Raw genomic sequence first — 25197 nt, forward strand, 5'->3', positions numbered from 1 at the left:
GTTCAGCGTCTATTTGGCTTACGTCTTTATCTTTGCTTTCTGTGTCACCCTTTGATGTAATATTTGCACCTTGCAATATTGCTTCTCGCTACTTTTACGTTGCGCATTATGCCCGGCTCTACTGAGCTTGACTGATGTACACATAAGGATTTGTTATGACTGATACCCAAGATACTCACTCTAAAGCGCCTCAGCGTACCCCTTTTTACCAGTCTCACATTGATAGTGAGGGCAAACTGGTCGACTTCTCTGGTTGGGAATTGCCCATCAATTACGGTTCACAGATCGAAGAGCATGATGCTGTAAGAACAGATGCTGGTATGTTTGATGTCTCACATATGGTAGTGACTGATATCAAAGGTGCTGATACTAAAGCATGGCTACAAAAGCTACTTGCCAATGATGTCAGTAAACTGACCGTCACAGGAAAAGCCCTGTATTCTGGCATGCTCAATGAGCAAGGCGGCGTCATTGATGATTTGATTGTCTACCTGATGAATGCCGATGAAACTGAGTACCGTATCGTCTCTAACGCCGCCACTCGTGATAAAGACTTAGCACAGTTTAATAAAGTTGCTGCAGGTTTTGACATCACAATTACCGAGCGTCCTGAACTTGCTATGCTTGCTGTTCAAGGTCCAAATGCTATTGCCAAACTGGCAGCTACCAAGCCAAGCTGGGCAGATACCTTAGCAGGACTAAAACCTTTCGTTGGTGCTGATTTGACAGATATTGAAGGCACTGATTGGTTTGTGGCTCGTACTGGCTATACTGGTGAAGATGGCGTCGAGGTCATCATGCATGGTGATGATGCCCCTGCTTTCTTTGAGCAATTAAAAGCAAATGGTATCAAGCCTGCTGGTCTTGGTGCACGTGATACGCTGCGCATGGAAGCTGGTATGAACCTGTATGGTCACGATATGGACGAGACCATCAGCCCTTACGAGTGCAACATGGGCTGGACGCTAGCACTAAAAGACGATCGCGACTTTGTCGGCCGTGAAGCATTGGTCAGTAAACGTAAGCAGTCAAAAGAAGACAACACCGCTATGAAACAAGTGGGTCTACTATTGACCACGCGCGGCGTATTGCGTGAAGGCATGACAGTGACTATCAATCAAGGCACTGATAACGAGCAAACTGGCATTATCACCAGTGGCACATTCTCCCCTAGCCTAAAAAACTCAATTGCAATTGCCCGTGTGCCTGCCAGCGTATCAGAAGATGACAGCGTACAAGTCGATCTACGCGGCAAAGGTAAATTCGTCGATGTGCGCGTATTGAAGCTACCTTTTGTCCGTAACGGCAAGCAACAGTTTGACTCTTAGGTCTTATAAATTCTATCATTAGAGCGCGTTGTCATTTTGCACACGATTATAAAAATGACAACATGCCCAGCCTCCATTACTTTTGTTAATTAACCTCTATCATTTAGGAGAGAGACCATGAGCAACATCCCAGCAGAGTTAAAATATATTGCGAGCCATGAGTGGTTACGCCTAGAAGACGACGGTACGATCACTGTTGGTATTACTGACCATGCTCAAGATCTATTGGGTGATGTGGTATTCGTTGAACTACCAGATGTGGGCGACATCATCGCTGTTGATGACGAAATCTCAGTGGTAGAGTCTGTAAAAGCGGCTTCTGACGTGTATGCGCCTATCTCAGGCGAAGTCATCGCAATCAACGAAGCGCTAGAAGATGATCCTGAAATCATTAACTCTGACCCATATGGCGAAGGTTGGTTCTTTAGAATGAAGCCTGACAATATCGCTGACTACGAAGCACTAATGACTGCTGATGAATACGAAAGCGACTTGTAAGACTTTAGAACTTATAAAATATTAGCTCATACAAATTATTAGCTCCGACTAAACGTTATAGATACTAGCAGCAGCTGGTATCTATACTCTCTATTTAGACACCCTGTCTCATCAAAAGCGCTTGGTCGTTTTATGCGTTTGTTATATGAGAATAGTTGTACATAGATCATATAGACCGTCACAAATCATGATCGCTCGATGTTATTGCTCTCAAGCGTTATCTTATTGGCTCGTATTGCTCACATGTTTGACCTTCATTATAGATGTGCCCCAATACCGACTCGGACAGATGACCCAATCCCCAGCATGGATCCTAATATGAACTCAGACGCCGCCACCTTAGAGACCGACAATAAAGACCTCGTTGCCACGCCTACTCACACGCCAAACTTACAAGCGTTTCGCGATATTGTAGAGTCACGCCGTTCAGTACGCCGCTTCACTGACACCCCCATACCTGACGATGTATTGGCAGACTGTCTGCGTTTGGCAATGCTAGCGCCGAACTCTAGCAACCTGCAGCCGTGGGAGTTTTATGTTATCGATGATGCTGACAATAAAAAACGTGCCATCAAAAACTGCATGAATCAAAACGCAGCAAAAACATCAGCACGTTTGATTGCCATCGTTGCTCGTACTGACATTTGGTACGACCACGCTCAGCAAGTATTGCGCGAATACCCTGATCAGCCAGTCCCACAGAAAGTGAAAGACTACTACAACAAAGTCGTCACGATGGACTTTTTGCGCGGTCCAGCCAACGTAGTCTCGGCAGCCAAATGGGGTGCGACGCAAGTGGTTAGACGCGTAAAAGGACCAATCAAGTCGCCTTATTATACGTTTGAAGATACCAAAAACTGGGCAACCAATAACACCTCACTTGCTGCCGAAAACCTCATGCTAGCATTACGCGCTCATGGGTTTGATAGCTGTGCCATGGGCGGCTTTGATGAGCCTGCTATGAAACGCTTACTAGGCTTGGGCGACGATCAACATATCATTATGATGATTGGTGCTGGCGAACGCGCTGACAATGGCGTTTACAATACTCAGTTCCGCTTTGATCAGACTCAGTTTGTGCATTACGTATAACGTACCGCTCACAATGTTTTCTTAATTGCTATTTTGTTTATTACTCCCTTAACCAAGGATTGTCATGACTATCTCTCAAAACCCATCGTTTGATACCTTCCAAGGATTGTTCAACGAAGCTGAATTTGTCTATCGCCACTTAGGCTCAAATGAGACCAAGCAAGCTGACCTACTCAGCGCTGTTGGTTACAAAGATATGCAAAGCTTTATCAATGACACAGTACCTGAGCCAGTACGTTTGCATAAAGAGTTGGATTTGCCAGTAGCAATGAGTGAGCATGCTGCACTGGCCAAACTGCGCACGATGGCAGACGACATCACTGTTAATAAAAGCTACATCGGTCAAGGCTACTCCCCTGTCCGTATGCCTGCTGTTATTCAGCGCAATGTCCTTGAAAATCCAGGCTGGTATACTGCTTATACGCCTTATCAAGCTGAAATCGCTCAAGGTCGTCTAGAAGCATTACTAAACTTCCAACAGGTATGTATCGATTTGACTGGTCTGGAGCTAGCTGGGGCGTCATTGCTTGATGAAGCGACGGCAGCGGCAGAAGCGATGGCGATGTCAAAGCGCGTAAGCAAAAGTAAATCAACACAGTATTTCGTCGATGAGCGTGTCTATCCGCAGACGCTAGATGTTATTAATACTCGTGCCAAATACTTCGGTTGGGACGTGGTTGTTGGTGATTTTGAAACGGCTAAATCTGGTGATTATTTTGGCGCATTATTCCAGTATGTTGGCGTAGAAGGCGACGTTAAAGATTTGACAGACGTTATCAGCGCGGTAAAAGAAAACAAAACCTACGTGAGTGTCGTCAGTGACATCATGAGCTTGGTACTACTCAAGTCGCCAGCCGACATGGGTGCAGACGTGGCACTAGGTAGCACGCAGCGTTTTGGTATCCCAATGGGCTTTGGTGGTCCACATGCTGCTTTTTTTGCATTCTCTGATAAAGCCAAACGCTCAGCGCCTGGTCGTATCATTGGCGTATCAAAAGACGCACAAGGTAATACCGCACTACGCATGGCTCTACAAACGCGTGAGCAGCATATCCGCCGCGAAAAAGCCAACTCAAACATCTGTACCTCACAAGTATTGCTCGCCAACCTCGCTGGTATGTATGCGGTCTATCATGGTCCAGGCGGCGTGAAACGTATTGCCACTCGCATTCATGCGTTTGCGACTGCTTTCGCTGATGCTATCAAAGAAGCCAATGACAGCAGCCTAAATGTGGTACATGATCAATTTTTCGATACAGTCGTGGTTGATTGTGGTTCAGAAAAACTGGCTACTCAAATCTTCAAAAACGCAGACAACGTTGGCTACAACTTATGGCGTCTAAGCGACACCAAATTAAGCGTTGCTTTTAGTGAAACCAGTGATCAGCAAGATTTCAAAATCTTGACTCAGCTATTCGTCAACAAGTCTCACGAGCTACCTGAAACCGCTCGCGTTTCTCTCGATAGTGCGCATCTGCGTACAGATAATATCTTGTCACATCCAGTATTCAACTCGCATCATACCGAGCATGAAATGCTGCGTTATCTCAAGTCGCTCGAAGACAAAGATCTAGCGATGAACCGTAGCATGATTTCACTGGGCAGCTGCACTATGAAATTGAATGCCACCAGTGAGATGCTACCAATCACTTGGCCTGAGTTCGCCAACGTGCATCCTTTTGCACCGCGTGACCAAGTCACCGGCTATATTGCGATGATTGATAGTTTGCAAGATCAGCTCAAAGCCATTACTGGGTTTGATGACGTCTCTATGCAGCCAAACTCTGGCGCCTCTGGTGAATATGCTGGTCTACTCGCTATTCGCCGTTATCACGCGTCACTCGGCGAGACCAATCGCGACGTGTGCCTGATTCCAATGTCAGCACATGGTACCAACCCTGCTACTGCCATGATGATGGGCATGAAAGTCGTCGTCGTCAAAACCGATGAAAACGGCAACGTTGATATCGATGATCTGACAGCTAAATGTGAAGAGCACAGTGATCGTCTAGGTGCGCTAATGATCACTTATCCATCGACGCATGGTGTGTTTGAAGAAGGTATCCGCAATATCTGTGATTTGACTCATAAGCATGGTGGTCAGGTCTATATGGATGGCGCTAACATGAATGCTCAGGTTGGTATGATGCAGCCTGCAGACGTTGGTGCTGATGTATTGCATATGAACCTGCACAAAACCTTCTGTATCCCGCATGGTGGCGGTGGTCCAGGTATGGGTCCTATCGGTATGAAGGCGCATTTGGCACCATTTATGGCCAACCATACCTTGAGCCCTGTACACAACGCGCAAAAAGACTGCTCAGCAGTATCGGCAGCCCCTTACGGCTCAGCGAGCATCTTGCCTATCTCATGGATGTACATTGCTATGATGGGCTGTGATGGTCTGCTAAAAGCGACAGAGCTGGCATTGCTAAACGCCAACTACGTAGCAGCAGAGCTAAAAGGCCACTACCCTGTCCTATATGCGGGTAAAAACGGCCGTGTGGCTCACGAATGTATTATTGATATTCGTCCGTTAAAAGAAGAGACTGGTATCACTGAAAGCGATATCGCTAAGCGCTTGATGGATTATGGTTTCCATTCACCTACGATGAGCTTCCCAGTCGCTGGTACGCTGATGATTGAACCGACAGAGTCTGAGTCAAAAGAAGAGTTGGATCGCTTTATTAGCGCGCTAAAATCTATCAAAGCTGAAGCAATCAAAGCCAAAGCGGGCGAAGATAACTGGACGCTAGAAGACAATCCATTAGTCAATGCACCGCATACTGCTGCTATGATTACTAGCGAAGAGTGGACGCATCCATATAGCCGTGATACTGCTGCATTCCCGCTGCCATACATCCGTGCAAACAAGTTCTGGCCAAGTGTGGCACGCGTTGATGATGCGTACGGTGATAAGAACCTAATGTGCTCTTGCCCAAGTATCGAAAACTATATGTAATCGTTACTATTTAAACGCTACATGTATAAAAAACCTCCAAGCCAGCTACTGGCTTGGAGGTTTTTATTTTGCTGACTTTTTATATACTCGATTAACAGGTACTATTACTGATAGTAGTATTTATAAAAATGGAAAATGTATCCACAACGAGACACTTAACTTAGATTTTTCAAAGCAGTTAATTGGGCAATACTATGCAACACAAATCACCTAAACGAAAGACGCGTGTCATCCTAATACATGGTTTACATCAGACAGCTTGGGTAATGCGCCCACTTGCCAAACGTTTGCAAGCCTCGGGGTTTGATACCTATCAATATAGCTACCGGAGCATGCGTGATAGCATCAAAACCAATAGCGCACGCTTAAACCATTGGTTAGAGAAAAACCATCATCCAGATCATCCCATAGATCTGGTCGGACACAGTTTGGGCGGTCTAATCATTCGTGATTTTGTCGCTCAATACCCTAAATGGCAGATTGGCCATTGTGTGACGCTAGGGACGCCGCATGTCGGCAGTGTTTGTGCCGATTATATCTGGCGGCTGACTCCTGCTGTCGTTGGTCGCTCCTACATCGATGCCTTAGATGGTACTGTCGCACCACTACCACAGCATGTGACCCTTGGCGTGATCGCTGGCAATCGTCCTTATGGTTTGGGTCAAATGTTTTTGCAGTATCACAACCGTAAGCTGCGTAAATCAGATAAGCCACCGCTCAAAGAGCATCTGGCACATGACGGAACCGTCTATATAGAGGAAACTAAGATTGAGGCGGCAGCAGATCATATCACCCTGCCTGTCTCTCATACTGGTATGCTCGTAAACCCAGAAGTCGCTGAGCAGACCAAATACTTCTTAGTGCACGGCGTCTTTAAACGCTAACGATTAAACGCTATCTTGGATATCAGCTCTTAGCTTTACTAGACGTTATTAGGCATTGATACCCATACCTTGACGCAGCTCAGTTTTGTGCTTTTCGATCACTGGTATCAAGGTTTGTATGACCCAGTCATTACGCCAGCCCTTCAGTCCTTGTGGCAATTGGCTGACATCTTTATCGAGAGCGACGACTTCATACAGTTGTCCTAGCCATTTTTTGCGCATTAGTACGCTAGCAGGTACACCAGTCTCTCGTGCATGCTCATCAATCGCTTGTTGCACAGCTTTGGACAGCACTTTATTTTTTGAGCGATATGGCGGCACTAGGCAGTCTGGATGTTCTGTGAATGGCAGGCTCTTTGCCTCTCTTATTACTTTTAGCAGCTCTTCACCATACAGACGCAGCATACTACGGTGCATCGTTGTTTTGTGCGACAGCTCACGCATGCTGTTTGGTTTTTCGGTGACGATCTCACGTACCGCTTGTTTCTTGATGATAAAGGTACGCGGCTGATTAGTCGCACGTGCCAGCTCTTCTCGCCACGTCGCCACTCCTTTGAGGATAGCCATTTGCTGTGAGGTATAGCGATAGTCAGCCATCGTGAGATACATCGCCTCGTCTTCGACATGCTGCGCATCATACAAGTCACTGGCATAGAGCTGACAGTCAGCCCAGACATACTCGTACAGCCCTTGTGATTTTAGTGCATGCTCAATACTCAGATATAACGCTGGCAAGTAGCGCACGTCATCGATTGCATACTGCTCTTGCTCATCTGTCAACGGACGCTGTAACCAGTCAGATTGACTGTGCTCTTTATCGATATGCATATCCAGTTGGTCAGCGAGCGCCTGTTGGTAGCCCATTTGCAATTGACCTGTTAAATAAGACAAGGCAATTTGCGTATCAAAGATATTGGTCAGTGGCGGACAACCAGACAGTAGATAAAAAATACCTAGATCTTCGCCGCAAGCATGCCAAATAGCCACTTCGACTTTACGCAATGCCTCCCATAACTCTGCCAGCTGTAATTGCGGGGCATCCAGCAGATAAACATGATCGCCAGTATTGAGTTGTACCAGTGCCAAACGTGGATAGTAAGTGTCACGCTTGATAAATTCAGTATCTAATGCCACACGTCCGCAAGTTGCTAAGGCGTCAATGACTTCATCTAATTGACTCTGCTCACGCACCCAAGTGATATCAACCGCATCGGCAATATCCAGCAATGCGTCAATGTCTAGTGTATCAACGTCTAACGCTGTTGGCATCGTTTCAGTACGAGCTGATTGCTCTGAGACATCAGTAGTCATGCTATCTGGGTCAGAATGGGCTGGAGCGTTTGGAACATTATTGGACACGGGCAGATACCTGCATATATAAGAGAAAATAAAACGCTAACATGCATCTTATTAAGATTAAAGGAGAATACAATTATAACAACTTCATGAAACAAAGTGGCTAAGACTTAGGCTTTATCAAATACTATAAAAAAGAGCGATTCTGCATGGCTTGACCAAGTGTCATGCTATCAAGATACTCAAGCTCGCCGCCCATCGGCACGCCTTGTGCCAAACGCGTGACTCTACTCACATGACGATTGACTGCTTCGCTAATAAAATGAGCAGTGGTCTGACCTTCAACGGTTGTGCCCGTTGCCAATATAATCTCTTCTACGGGTTCTTGCTTGACTCGCCACACCAGTTGGTCAATATTTAGATCATCGGCACTGATACCATCGATAGGTGATAAATGCCCGCCCAGTACAAAATAACGACCACGGTACCCTGCTGTCTGCTCAATGGCCATCACATCTGCCGCCGTCTCAACCACACATAGCAGACTGTCATCGCGCCTAGGGTCTTGGCACAGAGGACATACCTCTTCATCACTAAAGCTATGACAGCGCTGACACTCAACGATATCGCGCATGGCTTCATCGAGTGCTTGGGCAAGTGCCATACCCTGCGGGCGTTTTTTACTGAGCAGATGTAACGCCATTCGCTGGGCGCTTTTTTGACCGACACCTGGCAAAATACGCAGCTGCTTGACTAGCTGATCAAATTTGGCTGTAAGCAAAGTGACTTTCCTTTAGTTGACTTTATTTAACTGAATTTATAAATCGTAGCTATAAAAATGGGGTCGTATCATGTCGATAACAACCCCATTTTTGACTTCAGTACGACATATTTAGCGCTTAGAACATGCCTTGCATACCTGGTGGTAGACCCATACCTGAGGTCGCGCCTGCCATTGTTTCTTCATACAACTCGTCCGCTTGACGAACCGCATCATTGATGGCTGCCGCAATAAGATCTTCGATCATATCAGGCTCGTCTTCTAGCAAACTTGGATCAATAGTCAAACGCTTGACCACATGACGACCCGTCATCGTTACTTTAACCAAGCCACTGCCCGCTTCGGCTTGTACTTCTTTGTTAGCCAGCTCTTTTTTAGCCGACTCAACGTTTGCTTCTACTTTCTTTTGCATCGTTTGTGCTTGTTGCATCAATGCTTGAATGTTCATAGTTGCCTCTTTATCTTTTATATTTGAATGTTATACGGTGCGCATCGTAATTAGTAGTCATGAACCACGTAAAGTTCATGTCATGCGTGAACAGTGATTATACCGCTATCTTTACAAACTGTCTAAACCGCGTGCCAAGTCTTTGATGATATCTTCGACATCTTCTAAACCGACTGATAGACGAATCAGACCATCTTTAACCCCCGCTTCAGCACGAGCTTCAGGAGTCAGGCGGAAATGCGTGGTCGTTGCAGGATGAGTAATCGTGGTTTTGGCATCACCCAAATTATTGGTGATAGAGACCATTTGGGTCGAGTCAATCACATGCCACGCTGCTTCTTTTGTATCGCGGCTGTTTGACTCATTACTATCAGACGCTTTGACTTCAAAACCCATGATAGCACCATAGCCACCTTTCATATGATGCTGACGTGTGGCAAGTTCGTGTGCGCTATGATCGCTCAAGCCTGAGAAATGCACGGTGCTGACATTAGGATGATTGACCAAAAACTCTGCGACTTTATTGGCATTGTGACAATGCGCCTGCATACGTAATTTAAGTGTCTCAAGTCCTTTAGTAAATACCCATGCATTAAACGGGCTCATGCTGATACCGCCTGAGCGTACCACGGTAAAAGCGTCTTGCATCAGCTTATCACTACCAACCAACGCACCGCCCAATACTCGCCCTTGTCCATCTAAATACTTAGTCGCCGAGTGAATAACCACGTCCGCACCTAAATCTAGTGGGCGCTGTAGAGCTGGCGTGGCAAAGCAGTTATCAACGACCAGTAAGATATCATTGGCTTTGCATAGCTCACTCAAGTAACCAATGTCACAAATCTGCGCTAGCGGATTGCTGGGACTTTCGCAATAAATGACTTTGGTGTTTGGTTGAACAGCATTTGCCCATGCATCATTATCAAAACAATCCACATAGCTGACTTCCACACCGAACTTGGCCATATAGTTGTTAAATAGGCCGATAGATGAGCCAAATAATTGATTGGCTGCGAGTAGATGGTCGCCTGCTTTGAGGTACGCCAAACACATGGTCAAGATCGCGCCCATACCAGAGGCCGTTGCAACAGCACGCTCACCATTTTCTAATGCAGCCAACCGACGCTCAAAAGTACGTACACTTGGGTTGGTATGACGAGAGTAGACATTACCGGTTTTTGTACCGTCAAAATGAGCAGCAGCATCAGCAGCTGATTGGTAGACATAAGAGCTGGTAGTAAAGATAGGCTCTGAATGCTCACCCTCATCGGTACGGTGTTGACCTGCCCGTACAGCAATGGTTTGCATACCATAGTCAAGACCCAAATCTAAGGCATCATTACGCCAGTTTGGATCCAACCCTTTGGTTGAAGTTTTTTGGTTCAAACTGCTTTTATCTTTCGTTTGCGACTGACTCATAGACGTTCCGTTGCTTTACTTTGGTTGGTATAAAATGACTGCTTATTTTTCTGATTATCAAGCAAATTCATCAGGGTTATCATATCATGTCGCCTTATTCTACACATCTGGTTTCAGAGTACCCCGAAATATTATTATCATATACTGCACTGCTCACGTATCCAGATTCTGTTATCGCCATATAAATTGGCTAGATTATAGTAAAAGCAGCCATTTCATCTAACAAAAATAACGTATTTATAATAGGCAGATATGCAAACAGCTGCTAAGCTGAGCGGCGATTTGGGTTTTGCCTTTGGTGATATGATGATAGAGCATCCAATCAATGCTATCATCTCTAAAATAGCTGAATGATTTCAGCACATTACTTATTCATACATTTTATTTAACAGTATTATTTAGACTCACTAAGGTAAACTCGTTATGTCGACGTTCAGTATAAAAGCAAACACTTTATCGCTCAGTCTAACGCTTGGTCTGACTTTGGGTCTGAGTGCTTGCCAGAGTCTACCTGAGCAGCCGCACCTGTCTGATAGCCAAGAGTTATCTGCCCGAGTCAATGCATTATACCAACAGTCAGATAGCCCAGACTCTGAACCAGAAACCACAGCAGAGCCAAGTCCTACTGATCTGGTGACTGCCATCACTGCCCAAAATGAGATCCACCCTGAATTATCAGGCTACCATCCGATTGTTACTGGGGCAAATGCGTTTGCAGCGCGTAGTATCTTGACAGGTATGGCCACGCGCAATATCGATGCACAGTACTATATTTGGCACAATGACCAAGCTGGGCAGTTACTTTTAAAAGACTTATGGGAAGCTGCTGAACGCGGTATCATCGTGCGTTTGTTGTTAGATGATTTTAATAATAGTGCAAAATTTGATCAGCACTTGCTACGTTTTGCTAGCCACCCTAATATCGCAGTGCGCATCATCAACCCTTTGATGCACCGCAAAATGCCGACCTTAAACTACGTCACTGGTTTGCCGCGTATCAATCGCCGTATGCACAATAAGAGCATGACTTTTGACAAGCAAATCACCATCATTGGCGGACGTAATATCGGCAACGAATACCTAAGTAACGATCAAAGCAGTCAGTTTGCAGATTTGGATGTTTTGCTTATCGGAAAGGTGGTCGCAGATATTGACAATAGCTTCGGCAGTTACTGGTCATCTCCTTTGGCGTTTGATATTGAGACCTTAGCCGAATTCGATACTGACGTTACGCCTGACTTTTTAAAGGCTTTGGACAAGCTCGGTATCGATGAGCAAAACAACGACGGCAGCAGTTTGACTGTCTATAAGGCCGCTATCGAAGACTCTACCATTGATACTGATCTGATCAACAAACAGGTGCCTTTTCGTTGGACGGACATGCAGTTCTTGAGTGATGATGTGGGCAAACTGTCTAAAAGCGTCTCCTCTGAAACCAATTTGGTTCACCAACTGCGTACGTTACTTGGTAGCCCAACCAAACAGCTGACCATTATCTCTTCTTATTTTGTACCGACCAAAGATGGCGTCGATACGTTGGTGAAACTGGCTGAATCTGGTGTTGATATCAAAATCTTAACCAATTCATTTGATGCCACTGATGTCACTGCCGTTCACTCTGGCTATAGCCAATGGCGCCCTAACCTACTTCGCTCAGGTGTCAAAATATACGAGCTAAAATCGACGGCTGGTGAAGAAAAACGCGATAATAAACTGTGGCGAGCACGTAGCCAGTCATCGACCAGTTTGCATGCAAAAACCTTTGCAGTTGATGATTATCAAGTGTTTATTGGCTCATACAACGTTGACCCTCGCTCGGCCAATATCAACACTGAGATGGGTGTCATTATCAATGATGACGAGCTAGCAAGACAGCTACACGGTGCGCTTAGTGATGATTTGTTAAATCAGGCTTATGAGGTCAAGCTGCTAGACAATGGCAGTTTAGAGTGGCACACGATGGAAGATGGCAAAGAGGTCGTTTACGAGTCAGAGCCACGAGTCGATATGAGTGATCATATTTGGCTTACTATCATGTCTTGGCTACCCATCGATTGGCTGCTGTAATATGTAAATCCTTTTCTAAATAGTCCTTAAAAGTACAGGATGTGCAGTTTCGCTTCTGGTAAAAGCCAGATCCTGTAATCAAAGTTCTTATTACAACACACACAAAATTACTGTTTCGGCAAATCATTGTTTATATACTTTGATTTGCCGGTTTTTATCATGGCCGATTATCTAAACGATGATCGTCTTAATGGCCACTTTACCCTGTGGAAGCGTGATCTATTATGCCGACTCGTTCTCAATACGCCCTGATGTCTAAAAAAGACAAAAATACAGTCATATTCGTAAGCTTTATCAGCGCTGTAATCTTTTTTGACTTTTTGATTTATTTGTACATTGCAGACATTGTCTCAGCTGCTATTTTTCCCGCTAATAACGATCCTACGGTTGCTAAGCTGCAAGGAATGGGGCTGTTTGTCATTGGTTACTTGGCTCGGCCATTTGGTGGTATTCTGTTCGGGCGTTATGGTGATCTCAAAGGTCGAAAGCCGACCCTTTTTCTGAGCATAATCGTCACGGCAGGTAGCTTGCTTGCGATGGCGTGTCTGCCTACTTATGCGCAGTGGGGTGCGCTTGCACCTGCGTTATTCATATTGCTGAGAATCATACAAGGTATGGCATTTGGTCTTTACGCACCGCTATCTTGGGTATTTGTGGCGGAGCATGTCCCTAGGCAGTATTTGTCAGTGGCTTGTAGCTACATTACGGCTAGCTTTTTGGTAGGTGTACTCTTCTCTAATGCGTTTTTCCTGTGGCTGACTGGCTTTATGACCACCGTACAGTTGACTGATTATGGCTGGCGTTTGCCGTTTTTTGTTGGTGCCTTACTAACCTGTCTACCATTGTTGGTATGGCGACTGGTTAAAGAGACCCCATTTTTCTTGGCGTTAGATAAGCCAAAAACTGGTAAGAATTTGGGTAGACCATTTACGGTGTTATTCAAGCGCTGCAAGCATTCTATCTTTGTCAGTATGGTACTGACTCTAGTGATATCTAGCATTACCTCTGTTATTGTCCTACTACTGCCAGATTTAATAGAAATCAACTTTACTTTAGACAGTGATTTGTTTAGCTTCTCTCACAGTTTGGGCATCGTATTTATGATTCTTGGCTGTGTCTTTTATGGCATGATCTCGACCCATGAGAACTTTGGTAAAATTTTGGTCATTGGTTCTGTTCTACTTATCGCTCAAACGTTGGCGTTCTTTTATCATTTGCAGGCGGGTGGCGATTATATATTGATTATGTATGCACTTTTGGGATTCTGTGCCGGTATCGTGGGCATGGTCCCTGCCATTTTAGTTCAGCTATTTCCGACCAATGTACGTCTCACAGGTATCGCTTTTTGTTATAATATTACCTACGGTATCGTTGGTGTACTGATCCCCTTTGGTCTTGGTTACGCCACGACGCTTATCAGCTTCTCACCAGCGCTATATATTGCCTTTGTGGGCTCTATCGGTATTATTATGGGGCTTTACTTCTATAATTTGCCCGAATTCAAAAAGATTGATCATGTTATTTTATAAATAATGGATCAGTCACTGATTTGAACAAAGTTTAAAACTAAGGTGCAATGGGATGTCTCGTCCATTGCACCTTATCCATTTATTTAAGACACAAATATTAAGGCTCAATAATCATGGTTGATATGACCAACAAACGCCTCTCCGTTGCGCCAATGATCGACTGGACAACGACAGATTATCGCTACTTTGCACGACTGTTCAATCCGCATACGTATCTATATACCGAGATGATCAGTACTGGTGCATTGATACATGGTAACCGAGCACGGCATCTACGTTTTGATACGCTCGAGCACCCGCTTGTATTGCAGCTTGGCGGCGCAGACATTGATGAGATGACGCAGTGTGCTGAGTTTGCTCAGCAGTATGGCTATGACGAGGTCAATATCAATGTCGGCTGCCCCTCTGATCGCGTACAACATAATAAGATAGGTGCTTGTCTGATGGCAGAGCCCAAAACGGTTGCCGACTTGGTCAAGCACATGCAAGCAGCTGTCGATATTCCAGTGACGGTCAAACACCGTATTGGTATTGATGACTTTGACAGCTACGAATTTATGGTCGATTTTGTGCAGACAGTAGCCGCTTCTGGCTGTACACGTTTTATTGTTCATGCACGTACGGCATGGCTACAAGGTCTTAGTCCTAAGCAAAATCGCGAGATACCACCGCTACGTTATGATGATGTCTATCGCTTAAAGCAAGACTTTCCTGAGCTAGATATCGAAATCAATGGCGGTATCGACACGATAGAAGACATCAAAATGCACCTGCAGCATATCGATGGCGTGATGATAGGACGAGCGTTTTATCATAACCCGTACCTATTAGCAGAGGCCAATAGCTTGTGGGGCGAGACAACACCCGAGACTATCCCTAAGCGCTCAGAAATCTTGGCACGGCTATATCCATATCTAGAAGAACAAATTGAAAAAGGCGAAGCACTCCCAACAATGACGCGACATTATTTGGGATTATTTCAGGGGTTGATGGGCGCACGTAAATGGCGACAAGCACTAAGCGGCAAACCTCAGCTTACTCTCGATGATGTCAAAAGAGCGGCAGATGAGGTATTGTTGTTAAATCCTGACGCATAGCACAGATTGGCATGCAGTCAATTTAACAGACTACAGATTTTAGTCACTACTGTCATATTGTCACTATTACAATGTCAATTTTGGCTACGATACTTGTGAGAGATACTGCCACATCGCTGCCCCATTATTAATGATATGTAGTGCGATTGGCAGTAATAGTGACCCTGACTTAATACGGGCATAGCAAAATATCAGTGCCAGTACAACAATAGTGCTGATCTCATAAATACCGTACTGCACATGGATAATAGCAAATATCAAACTTGTCACGATACTTGCTACTATCGCGCCGTGATGCACAGAGTATGACGGCGCTGTGAACTGCTCTGCAATCGCTGACCATAAGATGCCCCGAAAAATAACTTCTTCGTAAATTGGGGCAACGACTACCATCGCAAAGACCAACAGCCATATTGAGCTTACTGATTGATATAGTGGATCGACAAAAACCAGCGGCGTCATATCTAACATATAGGTCAGTGCTTGACTGGCAATCATAAATATCAATAGCACACCCAGCATACCCATACCTACCGCAAATGAAAACGGCTTCAATGTTAGGTACTGACACACCTGACCGCCACGTAGACGAATAATGAGAATACTAGTCGCTACCAACAGTATGCAGCCTATAACTATCGAGATACTCACGACCGTCCCATCATTACTACCAAAAAAGAATATATCCCCCATCGATTCATTTTTTGTAGCAGGTAATACCAGCTTGCCAGCGATATATACGCCTACCAATTGACTGATAAAAAACGCAAATACCATACCTACTGTTAATACAAATACTCCTAAGCGTGAAAACAATGGCGCACGATGAGGCAAGCGTTGCCTATCAGACGGTTCAGCTAGGTTATTTGGCGTAGAGTTATTTGGCGTAGAGTTTTTTAGCATAGGTTTGTTGGACACAGAGTTCTTGGACATATCAATATCACTTAGCAAGTAGACAGTCAGCTCAGATCCAAGAGCCTGACAAATTGATGATACATTACTTTTATTTTGGCAGTTGCTGCTCGATCAAGGCGAGCACCTGCATTGAGACAGACTCTGGATGCTCTAGCGGGAACATATGACCCCCTTTATGCGTCTCATAAGGAATGCCTAAACGCGACTGTATCTGTTGAGGGAAGCGACGTTTTAAAAAGATACTATCTTGACCTATAATCAAGGTAACAGGCACCTTCGGACCACGATTTGGTGCTAGCCAATACCAAGAAGGATTGGTGCGGAACACTTCGACTTCACTGGCTTTGGGAATGGCCAATGTGACCTTACCGTCCGCGCGTTCATGCAAGCCATGATCGATATATCCTTGAAAACTGCGTTCATCAAAGTTTTTAAAAAATCCTTTGTGGCGCATCTTTTCATAGGCCTCATTTCGGTCATCCCATACATCACGGCGATGTTTGGACACGCCTGCTGGTGATAGTTTGTCCATCAAGCGGTTATTCATAAGTGGCAATCTATCTGCTGTTTTTGCCAAATGCCACAATAAGCTGACTTTGCCATAAATCCAAGGCGGATCCATCAGTACGGCTTGAGCAAATAGTTCTGGCCGACGGTACGTTGCCTGCAAGGTACACATGGCTCCTAGGGAATGCCCAACACCTGCGACCTGCGCGACGCCATGCTTGTCACAGGCATCTTTTACACTGTCAATAATCTGCTGCGTTAGACTACGCCAATGATCGTCTACGGGGTAATCGGGGGTATCGCCCAACATGGCGATATATTCAATCGTAAAGAACGCTGACAATCTCTCAAAGAATGGCTCGTAAACAGCGCTTGGCATCCCATTGGCATGGGCAAAATGTAGCACAGGTTTATTGGTGATCTTGGAGACAGGTAGCACCGCAAAGGTCTGCGAATTTATTTCATCACTCATAACAGGCTCTCTTTGAATCGTTTGGTTTGTCTATTATTTTTAGTGGTTGTCATATTATTGCATTGTCATATTGTTGCATTGCCAACATAAATACCAGACATGCTCTATAGCAAGTCTGATAATTGGCATATATACGTCGCTTATCTGGTAATTCTTATAACTTTAAACCATATGTTTTATTTAAGGTTGCACAAAATTAAGGCTGAGCATAATTATATGCCCAGCCTTAACAATCATACACACTATATCTAAAACATAAAACGCTTAACGCATTTTTGCATCACCATCTTCTTGCGGTAAGAAACCATCAAGGCTGACGCTTGAGCCGATACCTGCCCCTAGTTTTACGGCAAAACGATCCATAAACATTTGGAACGGGTCAGTTGGACTATAGCTGATTACGGTATCTAGCTCTAACTGACGACTCAAACTGGTAATGCTACCGTTGTCGTCTGCTAGGCCCAGCTCGATAGACTGCTCACCTGTCCAAAACAGCCCTGAAAACAGTTTGTTTTGTTCAGGGTTTTTGAGACGGTCGCCGCGACCTTCTTTTACTGCATTGATGAAATGCTTGTGCGTATTAGCCAGCACTCCTTCAACATGCTTTTCTTCATAATCAGTCAATGGACGTGACAAGCTTAAGATGTCTTTATACTCACCAGCGGTAATCGTACGATCTTCTACACCAACTTTGTCCATCAGACCTTCGACATTGTAGCTTGGCATAATGACACCGATAGAGCCGACCAAGCTCGATGGGTTGACATAAATCTCATCTGCTGCAGAAGCAATATAGTAAGCACCTGATGCGCCGATATCACCGATCACTGCATAAAGCTTTTTGTCCGGATACTCTTCACGTAATTCCATCATAGTCTGCCAAATTTCATCAGACTGTACAGGTGACCCACCAGGTGAGTTAATATCTAATGCAACGGCTTTAGAATTGCTGTTTGCAAAGGCACTTCTTAGCGCATCATTGACATCGTAGGCGTTGGCCACATCATCGCTACTAATTACACCTTGCAGCTCCACTACAGCTAAATGCGGCGAGCTGGTATCTACGGCATCCATACCTGTTGGCGCGCTACTGCAACCGCGACCTAGGGTCAAAAATATCAATAAAATATAACCAAAGGTTAATAATTTAAAGAAAATGCTCCAGCGACGAGCGCGGCGCTGCTCGACCACACTAGCTAATAAGGTATTTTCTAGCACCTTCCATTCTTGTCCACTCGGCGCGTTTGGTTGCTGCATTTGTGTTGGCTGATGTGGCGAATTATCAGGACGTTTGTTAGGGTCTGGTGGCCAGTTGGGCATATAACTTCCTAAGTCAGAACAAGCTAAAACAGTAAAAAGATGAGGTTGACAGATACCACTAGAAGTAATGGTCTCTATGTCAAATCAGTCATCGGTATTCATGGGGTGCTAAGTATGGTTGTATTTCGACCATGGTTCAATAGTATAACTGTGAAATATCACTATATTGTAACGCTGGTAGTATCAGCATTATTCTTGAGGGCGAACAGCTTCAATATCAACACTATTATCAAGCGTGTTTAACGACAATGCCACTGGTAAAGGCTTATCATCGTAGATCATGACAGTATCAACGCTTTGACGAACCATGACATCGGCTGTCACCTGAGAGGTACTATGACCAAGCCAGGTTGTATTTTCAAATACTGCGCGCTCGTCAGCTAGATCGGCCGTACATAGTAGCGACCACATTTGCCAGACGCGCTGGTGTGTATCGGTATCTAAAATCAGTCGTGAGCGAGAAGTGTCTGTACGACTAGTATCTATACGACTATCATCCAGATAGCTATTGGCTAATTGCAGGTGAGGATTTATAGGTGATGACTTGAGTGGATCAGTGGCATTGTATCTTCGTACTTGTATAGGTGTGCGGCTATCGATGGCAATTGTACAATCCCAAACACTAGCGTCGCCTATCTGGCTCCAGCCTGTCATTGCCTGTATGGATATATCTCCGTTGGCCAGCTGCCATACACTTCCCTGCTCGCAGTTTTGGGCACTGATATTTGTTTGACTCTTGACACCGCTTGTTGTTTTGTATGCTTGCTGAAACGTAAGCCAATGCTCAGAGCGCCCTGCTTGCCAATATCGACTGATCGGTAGGCGCTCTCCCAAGTGAACGACTGTTTTCGGTAATAACTCAGAGTTGTTGGTGCTAGAAATCATGCGTTGATTATCAGAGGTCAGCGTATCCGTCAGTCCGACGCTACTGCTCTGTACTATGACACTCTCCAAACGATTAACCGATAAGCTCCCCAGTTGCTGCTCTAAAGAAGCAGACAGTGTATCTGCTGTCAGGCTATTTGGCGTGGTTCGTGTAGAAGCGGGTCTGTGATTAGCTAAGAACAACCAGTTACTACTTTCTTTGTTTACGGTAGGATATGTCAGCAATGCTGCCGTTATATACGAATCACCCGTCGGTAGGACATACAGTGTCGGCACTATGGTCAGCGACTGCTGATTGGCATACACCGTCATCATCAATAGCGTCAATGGTGGCAGTATCAACCAACGACTGAGCAGACCTCGAGGCAACAACCAAGGCAAAATACTCAATACAACCATAAGCAATATAGCCATACTCACTGGTGTATATAGCCATGCCTCTGACAGTGCTGGCAACGATGTTAACCAACCAATCAGCTCATGCAGGCTGCCGACAATGGTAATGACTAGCGACCAAATGGTGTCGGCTACCATAGGGGATAACAGATAACACAGTCCTGCTAGTAGATTAAGCGGTACAATCACCCAACCAAACAGCCCAATGGCAAATAAATTGACCACCAACCCCCATAATGATGCCTTGCCAAATAAGAGCAATGTGATGGGCAGTAAAGTAAAGAATAGCCAGAACTGTAGCTTAAAAATACGCCAAACAGCTCGCAGAGCATGACCAAATAGCTTTTTGCTTTTGTGAGTGCTTTTACTATTCGTATATGGCACTACCGACTCAGCAGTACTGTGCTGATGTGACGTATCGTCGTACTTGAGCAATAGCGCTACTGCAATGAAGGACAACCAGTATCCTGCCTGCCAGAGCACATAAGGATCATACCATGCCATCAGTATGGCCAGTGCCAACAGTACTCGCATTGTACTAATAGGTAGCAATGTCACTCTCACAAGCCCAATCGCTAGTAGCATCCAAGCCGTACGAGCAGCAGGTACATCAAAACCTGTAAACAACGCGTAGATAAAGGCTGCACCAATCATTGTCCACCAACGCACTTGCCAGCGCGGAATATAACGATAAAGTGCTGGACATAACTGATTAAGCAGCAGCACAATGAGACCACCTAGTACAATAGCCAAGAACAATACGTGCGTCCCTGAGATAGCCAGTAAATGAGAAATACCTGCCAGTTGATACAAATCTTTGGTATCTCGATTAATTAGACTACGATCGCCTGTGAGTAAGCTCAACGTGACAGCTTTAGCCTGCTGTTCTGCTGTCGTTTGTGCTGACCAGTCTCTATAAAAATGCTGTCTTAATTGCCAGCGCCCTATATCAATATGCAAGCGCAAGCGCTCAAGATACGAGTCAGAAGTCGGATCTTGATGTGACGCCTCATTCAGGCTAGCTTTGTTATTACTTACGGTTAGTAGGCTGATAGCCAAGATATTTGCGCTGCCATCAATATGCCGACCTCGCAACCAACGATAGCTATCAAAACCAGAAGCGTTGTTTATTGTTTGATCGGAGGCCACCAATGGCGCAAGTGCTAAACTCATAAATAGCGTATCACCAGGCTGCAAATTATTGAGGTTTGAGAGTGTGGCATCAGTCGATGCACTTTTTGGATAAGAATTAAGTAATGCTCGGTACGTGACGTTACTGTCGTTGTCTTGGTTAGAACTATTGGTGTTGTTATTACTTAGGCTATTTTTTGCTATATAGTCTCTTGTACTATTTGCCAAATCTTGAGGCGTTAATTCAGTTATTAATGGCGTTACATTTGTTAGCACGGCTACTTGTCGATAGCCACTATCTGCGGATGGACTATAGACACTGTCGCTTAGCCCTTCAATACGAACAAGCGCTTGCACACGTATAGGATCGGTGATTTCTGCGGCTGCAGCTTTATGATGTGTCACTAACGCCTGTAGCGCGCTACCTGCTACCAACAAAGTGGCTAATATGGTAAATAAAAAGTACTTAACGATACGAGATGAGCGTTCAGCATTTTTTAATATGCTGCTTGAGGTGTGATGATTTGTTGCTGAGGAGACATGAAACTGAGTAAGTGTCAGTAGAATAATAGAAAATAATATAAGTAAGATAAACAAACCAGACGTACTAGCCACCCCTATCGAAAACAGTTCAGTAGGGATTGCCACCTTGTCTGCGACTGTCAAAGTCCCCATCATAGCAATAACGACGAGGCTGCCAATTAACCAATACACCAGCACTCCTTGCTTGATAGGCAAAATAAGATAACGTCGTTCGCTATGGTTATTTATGCCAATAAAGGCATAGACATAACTACATTTACAGACATATTGGAAGCAACTGAATGAGCATAGTTATGATGCAATAGCATTTATATTTATATTACCCTATACTGATGAGAAATACGAAGGTGATGCCTGTCTGACATCACTGCCCTATGTATACTCACCATTACTTTTTATCCATAATATTACTCTATACCAGCCCCTCAACATCATTGAGCGGACTGTGGTTAACGATTAAAGGCGATCCTGTGCCCCAAAAACGTCTAAAAGACTTACTTCCTACACCAGAAAAAGTCCTAGAAAGTCGCACCTTAAAATTATTCGCGCCGCATTTAGCAGACCCACGTTTATGGCATTTTAATCGCCATAGTCTCAACAAGGCGGTTTATATTGGTGTGCTCAGCGCGTTTTTTCCATTGCCAGGGCAGATGTTATTGGCCTTAATTGGCTCGCTTATTTTTCGAGCCAATGTACCTATGGCGCTCGGTCTGACATGGATTACCAATCCACTGACTAGTCTACCAATCTTTTATGCTGGATATTATATCGGCGCAAAAATTATTGACGCACCTGTGATCAGTTTGCGGTTTATCGGTAGGATGATTGCAGACTTTAGCTTATGGGCGCTATCAGATGGTGCCAATCCATTTATTACCTATAAAGGCACAGTATCGCTGACAGCATTTTGTATCGGATTAACGCTTTTGGCGGTTGTAACCAGCATTATTTGTGGACTTGCCTTTAAGGCAGTGTGGCGCTATAAAACCGTTGCAAGTTGGCAAAAACGTCAGAAAAAACCCGCTGACAAATCCTTTGAGCCTTAATACCACTTATGTCAGTCCAGCGGTATTAAGGTTGTTTTTGATTGATACCGCTACTCTGCTTTGTTCTTATCTATGGCGGCTTTGAGCTTATCTGTAAAGTCTTTGTCCATAGAGACAATCTCAATAACTTCATCGTTTTTGCATAGCGTATAACGTTTACCAGTTGCGCTGTCTTGAACCTTGAGATCAAAATCAACCCCAGCTAGAGTAATCGCATCAAACACTGGCGAGATTAAATCCTTTTGCTCTTGACTATCAATAGTCTCAAACACAGACGGATCGATATAAGGCTTTAATGGCTCATCACCTTCTTCAGCACTACCAAAAGCAGCGATTGGATCGTCATCTAAATTCATCATATGTGTTCCTATAAAATAGATACGGCAGCTGATTGGTAGCCGCCTCAGTATCTCTTGCTATTAAATATCTACTCGATAATACAACAATACATTTCACCAGAACAGCGCTTATTAGCGCCAATAGACAATACTTATGTCAATCTGACATTCTCGTCATATGGAGGGTTAATACTGCTCCCAATGACCATTGCGCAGCAACAATTGACGGTCAGCAAGCGCCGCTAGATTGCGATCATGTGTGACCATTAGTAATGCCGTTTGCATCGTGCTCTGTAGCTCTGACAACAATCCAAAGACGCTTTGCGCATTGTCGTAGTCCAAGTTACCCGTTGGCTCATCTGCCAAGATAAGCGAGGGCTTGGTCACTAGCGCACGCGCAATCGCCACACGTTGACGCTCACCGCCTGACAGCTCACCTGGTCTGTGCATCAGTCGATGCTCAAGACCGACATTCTCCAAAATCTCAACCGCTTGGGTGCGTGCCTGGGTCGTTGATACTTCTGGACGCATGAGCAGCGGCATTGCAACGTTTTCAACAGCTGTAAACTCTGCCAGCAAATGATGAAACTGGTAAATAAACCCCAAATGCTTGTTGCGCATGGCACCGCGTTCAGTCTCATTCATACTATTTAGTAGCTGACCATGTAGCCAGACTTCACCGCTGGTTGGTGTATCGAGACCACCAAGTAGATGCAGTAAGGTACTTTTTCCTGAGCCACTGGTACCAACGATAGCGATGCGCTCACCAGCATGAACCGTTAGATCGAGACCCGTCAATACTTGTGTACTGACTGCACCCTCATCATATATCTTGTTGATATTGGTCGCCTTCAAAATGGCAGACATAGCGCTTCCTTTATTTTATTTATTTTGATATTTGTGCGTTTAGGCTATTCGTAGCGTAATGTTTGAGCTGGCTGAATCTTGGCCGCACGACGTGCTGGATAAATAGTCGCCAAAAAGCTCAGTACAAACGATGCCCCTGTAATCAATAACACATCAAGCAAACGCAGCTGTGAAGGCAAATAATTCACAAAATAAGCGTCAAAAAGATTCAGATTAAAGACTTGATTGATAAAGCCCAAAATATCGCTGACGGTCAGTGCAAATATCACACCCAATATCGTACCAGCAACCGTACCGATCACACCGATAACCACGCCTTGAACCATAAACACTTGGGTAATCAGTCGAGGTGATGCGCCAAAGGTCTTCAAGATCGCAATATCGGCTTTTTTATCAGTAACGAGCATTACAAGACTTGAGACAATATTGAAAGCGGCCACTAAGATGATTAAAAACAGCAGCAAACCGACCATGGCTTTTTCCATTTGAATCGCCCCAAATAGATTACCATGCGTTTGTGTCCAGTCGTTAGGATACAGCTGCTGAGGGGCAATAGCAGCGGCTTTCTCTGCTGCAGCTGGTGCCGTAAAGATATCATCGAGCTTCATACGTACGCCTTGGGCGCCCTCGGGCAGACGTAATAGTTTGGCGGCATCCCCCATCGGGATAAATGCCATGAGACTATCGACTTCTGGGCTAATAGTGAAGATACCTGTCAAGGTAAAGCGCTTAAATCTCGGTATCACGCCTGCGGGTGACGGTGAGGCCTCTGGCAGTACTAGAGTCACCTTGTCCCCTATCTGCAAGCCCAAAGACTGCACCATCTCCTCGCCCAAAACGATACTAAAATCACCACTTTGCAAGGTATCAATACTGCCTTCAATCATGTGCTCATTTATGATGGAGACATCTTTTTCATATTCAGGCTCCACGCCAGTCACCATGATGCCTGCGACTTGACCATTAGATGTCAGCATGCCCTGTAATTGGATAAAGGGTGCCACCGCCGCCACTTCTGGATCTTCTTTTATTTTATCCGCCAATTGTTCCCAATCGCCGATGATCTCAGTAGATACCACCGTGGCCTGCGGCACCATACCCAAAATACGAGTTTTTAGCTCGCGATCAAACCCATTCATGACTGATAGCACCGTAATCAATACGGCAACCCCAAGCGTCAAACCGATCATTGAGATGAGTGATATAAAGGAGATAAAGCCATTACTGCGCTCTGCTCGGGTGTATCGTAAGCCGATAAATAACGCTAAAGGACGAAACATATTCAAACTCTTTATCTTATCTACGTGCGACTTTATATAGGTTGGATAATGAGCAGCAGTCAATGCATCAGACATTTGCTACTGCTCACATATAAA

The 25197-nt window shown here is 44.9% G+C and carries 20 protein-coding genes; 9 read left to right on the forward strand and 11 right to left on the reverse strand.

What is annotated here, in order from left to right; genetic code table 11:
* Window positions 1-155 precede the first annotated feature (155 nt).
* The 5 genes from gcvT to NJD71_RS03250 all read left to right on the forward strand — a co-directional run bounded on the left by gcvT (window position 156) and on the right by NJD71_RS03250 (window position 6764).
* A complete protein-coding gene (gene gcvT / locus NJD71_RS03230; protein WP_319050518.1) occupies window positions 156-1328 on the forward strand; it encodes a glycine cleavage system aminomethyltransferase GcvT in 1173 nt (390 codons plus the stop codon).
* Between the two features lie 117 nt (window positions 1329-1445).
* A complete protein-coding gene (gene gcvH / locus NJD71_RS03235) occupies window positions 1446-1826 on the forward strand; it encodes a glycine cleavage system protein GcvH (RefSeq protein ID WP_057760766.1) in 381 nt (126 codons plus the stop codon).
* 318 nt (window positions 1827-2144) lie between these two features.
* A complete protein-coding gene (locus NJD71_RS03240) occupies window positions 2145-2918 on the forward strand; it encodes a nitroreductase family protein (protein WP_319050519.1) in 774 nt (257 codons plus the stop codon).
* A 64-nt stretch (window positions 2919-2982) separates the two neighbouring features.
* A complete protein-coding gene (gene gcvP, locus NJD71_RS03245; protein ID WP_319050520.1) occupies window positions 2983-5880 on the forward strand; it encodes an aminomethyl-transferring glycine dehydrogenase in 2898 nt (965 codons plus the stop codon).
* 194 nt (window positions 5881-6074) lie between these two features.
* Entirely contained in the window at window positions 6075-6764 is a 690-nt protein-coding gene (locus tag NJD71_RS03250) for an esterase/lipase family protein (protein WP_319050521.1), read from the forward strand.
* A 48-nt stretch (window positions 6765-6812) separates the two neighbouring features.
* On the opposite strand, the gene NJD71_RS03255 is transcribed toward NJD71_RS03250, so the two are convergent.
* The 4 genes from NJD71_RS03255 to NJD71_RS03270 form a co-directional block, all read right to left on the reverse strand.
* Entirely contained in the window at window positions 6813-8123 is a 1311-nt protein-coding gene (locus NJD71_RS03255; RefSeq protein ID WP_319050522.1) for a ribonuclease D, read from the reverse strand.
* A 124-nt stretch (window positions 8124-8247) separates the two neighbouring features.
* Window positions 8248-8841, reverse strand: a complete 594-nt coding sequence (gene recR, locus NJD71_RS03260) for a recombination mediator RecR (protein WP_319050523.1) — start codon at window positions 8839-8841, stop codon at window positions 8248-8250.
* 118 nt (window positions 8842-8959) lie between these two features.
* A complete protein-coding gene (locus NJD71_RS03265) occupies window positions 8960-9289 on the reverse strand; it encodes a YbaB/EbfC family nucleoid-associated protein (protein WP_319050524.1) in 330 nt (109 codons plus the stop codon).
* Between the two features lie 111 nt (window positions 9290-9400).
* Window positions 9401-10708, reverse strand: a complete 1308-nt coding sequence (locus tag NJD71_RS03270) for an O-succinylhomoserine sulfhydrylase (protein ID WP_319050525.1) — start codon at window positions 10706-10708, stop codon at window positions 9401-9403.
* A gap of 423 nt (window positions 10709-11131) precedes the next feature.
* Between NJD71_RS03270 and NJD71_RS03275 the strand changes: the two genes are divergently transcribed.
* The 3 genes from NJD71_RS03275 to dusA all read left to right on the forward strand — a co-directional run bounded on the left by NJD71_RS03275 (window position 11132) and on the right by dusA (window position 15401).
* On the forward strand, window positions 11132-12775 hold the full coding sequence (locus tag NJD71_RS03275; RefSeq protein ID WP_319050526.1) for a phospholipase D family protein: 1644 nt from the start codon (window positions 11132-11134) through the stop codon (window positions 12773-12775).
* Window positions 12776-12999: 224 nt separating this feature from the next.
* Window positions 13000-14304 carry an MFS transporter gene (locus tag NJD71_RS03280; RefSeq protein WP_319050527.1) on the forward strand — a complete coding sequence of 435 codons (1305 nt, stop codon included), beginning with the start codon at window positions 13000-13002 and terminating at the stop codon, window positions 14302-14304.
* A 113-nt stretch (window positions 14305-14417) separates the two neighbouring features.
* Window positions 14418-15401, forward strand: a complete 984-nt coding sequence (dusA, locus tag NJD71_RS03285) for a tRNA dihydrouridine(20/20a) synthase DusA (RefSeq protein WP_319050528.1) — start codon at window positions 14418-14420, stop codon at window positions 15399-15401.
* A gap of 84 nt (window positions 15402-15485) precedes the next feature.
* On the opposite strand, the gene NJD71_RS03290 is transcribed toward dusA, so the two are convergent.
* The 4 genes from NJD71_RS03290 to NJD71_RS03305 all read right to left on the reverse strand — a co-directional run bounded on the left by NJD71_RS03290 (window position 15486) and on the right by NJD71_RS03305 (window position 21741).
* Window positions 15486-16304, reverse strand: coding sequence for a CPBP family intramembrane glutamic endopeptidase (locus NJD71_RS03290; protein ID WP_319050664.1), 819 nt, complete (start codon window positions 16302-16304; stop codon window positions 15486-15488).
* A 100-nt stretch (window positions 16305-16404) separates the two neighbouring features.
* Window positions 16405-17295 carry an alpha/beta fold hydrolase gene (locus NJD71_RS03295; RefSeq protein ID WP_319050529.1) on the reverse strand — a complete coding sequence of 297 codons (891 nt, stop codon included), beginning with the start codon at window positions 17293-17295 and terminating at the stop codon, window positions 16405-16407.
* A gap of 264 nt (window positions 17296-17559) precedes the next feature.
* Window positions 17560-18615 (reverse strand): signal peptide peptidase SppA, encoded by a 1056-nt coding sequence (gene sppA / locus NJD71_RS03300; RefSeq protein ID WP_319050530.1) that lies wholly within the window; start codon window positions 18613-18615, stop codon window positions 17560-17562.
* A gap of 189 nt (window positions 18616-18804) precedes the next feature.
* Window positions 18805-21741 (reverse strand): ComEC/Rec2 family competence protein, encoded by a 2937-nt coding sequence (locus NJD71_RS03305; RefSeq protein WP_319050531.1) that lies wholly within the window; start codon window positions 21739-21741, stop codon window positions 18805-18807.
* Between the two features lie 299 nt (window positions 21742-22040).
* Here NJD71_RS03305 and NJD71_RS03310 point away from each other — a divergent pair, with 299 nt between their 5' ends.
* Complete coding sequence (locus NJD71_RS03310) at window positions 22041-22616, forward strand: DUF2062 domain-containing protein (RefSeq protein WP_319050532.1); 576 nt, start codon at window positions 22041-22043, stop codon at window positions 22614-22616.
* A gap of 50 nt (window positions 22617-22666) precedes the next feature.
* Here NJD71_RS03310 and NJD71_RS03315 read toward each other — a convergent pair whose 3' ends face one another.
* The 3 genes from NJD71_RS03315 to NJD71_RS03325 form a co-directional block, all read right to left on the reverse strand.
* Window positions 22667-22975, reverse strand: coding sequence for a hypothetical protein (locus NJD71_RS03315; protein WP_319050533.1), 309 nt, complete (start codon window positions 22973-22975; stop codon window positions 22667-22669).
* 165 nt (window positions 22976-23140) lie between these two features.
* Window positions 23141-23821, reverse strand: a complete 681-nt coding sequence (gene lolD / locus NJD71_RS03320; RefSeq protein WP_319050534.1) for a lipoprotein-releasing ABC transporter ATP-binding protein LolD — start codon at window positions 23819-23821, stop codon at window positions 23141-23143.
* A 44-nt stretch (window positions 23822-23865) separates the two neighbouring features.
* On the reverse strand, window positions 23866-25101 hold the full coding sequence (locus NJD71_RS03325; protein ID WP_319050535.1) for a lipoprotein-releasing ABC transporter permease subunit: 1236 nt from the start codon (window positions 25099-25101) through the stop codon (window positions 23866-23868).
* Between the last annotated feature and the right edge of the window lie 96 nt (window positions 25102-25197).

The organism is Psychrobacter sp. PP-21 (assembly GCF_033790785.1).
Classification (GTDB): Bacteria; Pseudomonadota; Gammaproteobacteria; order Pseudomonadales; family Moraxellaceae; genus Psychrobacter.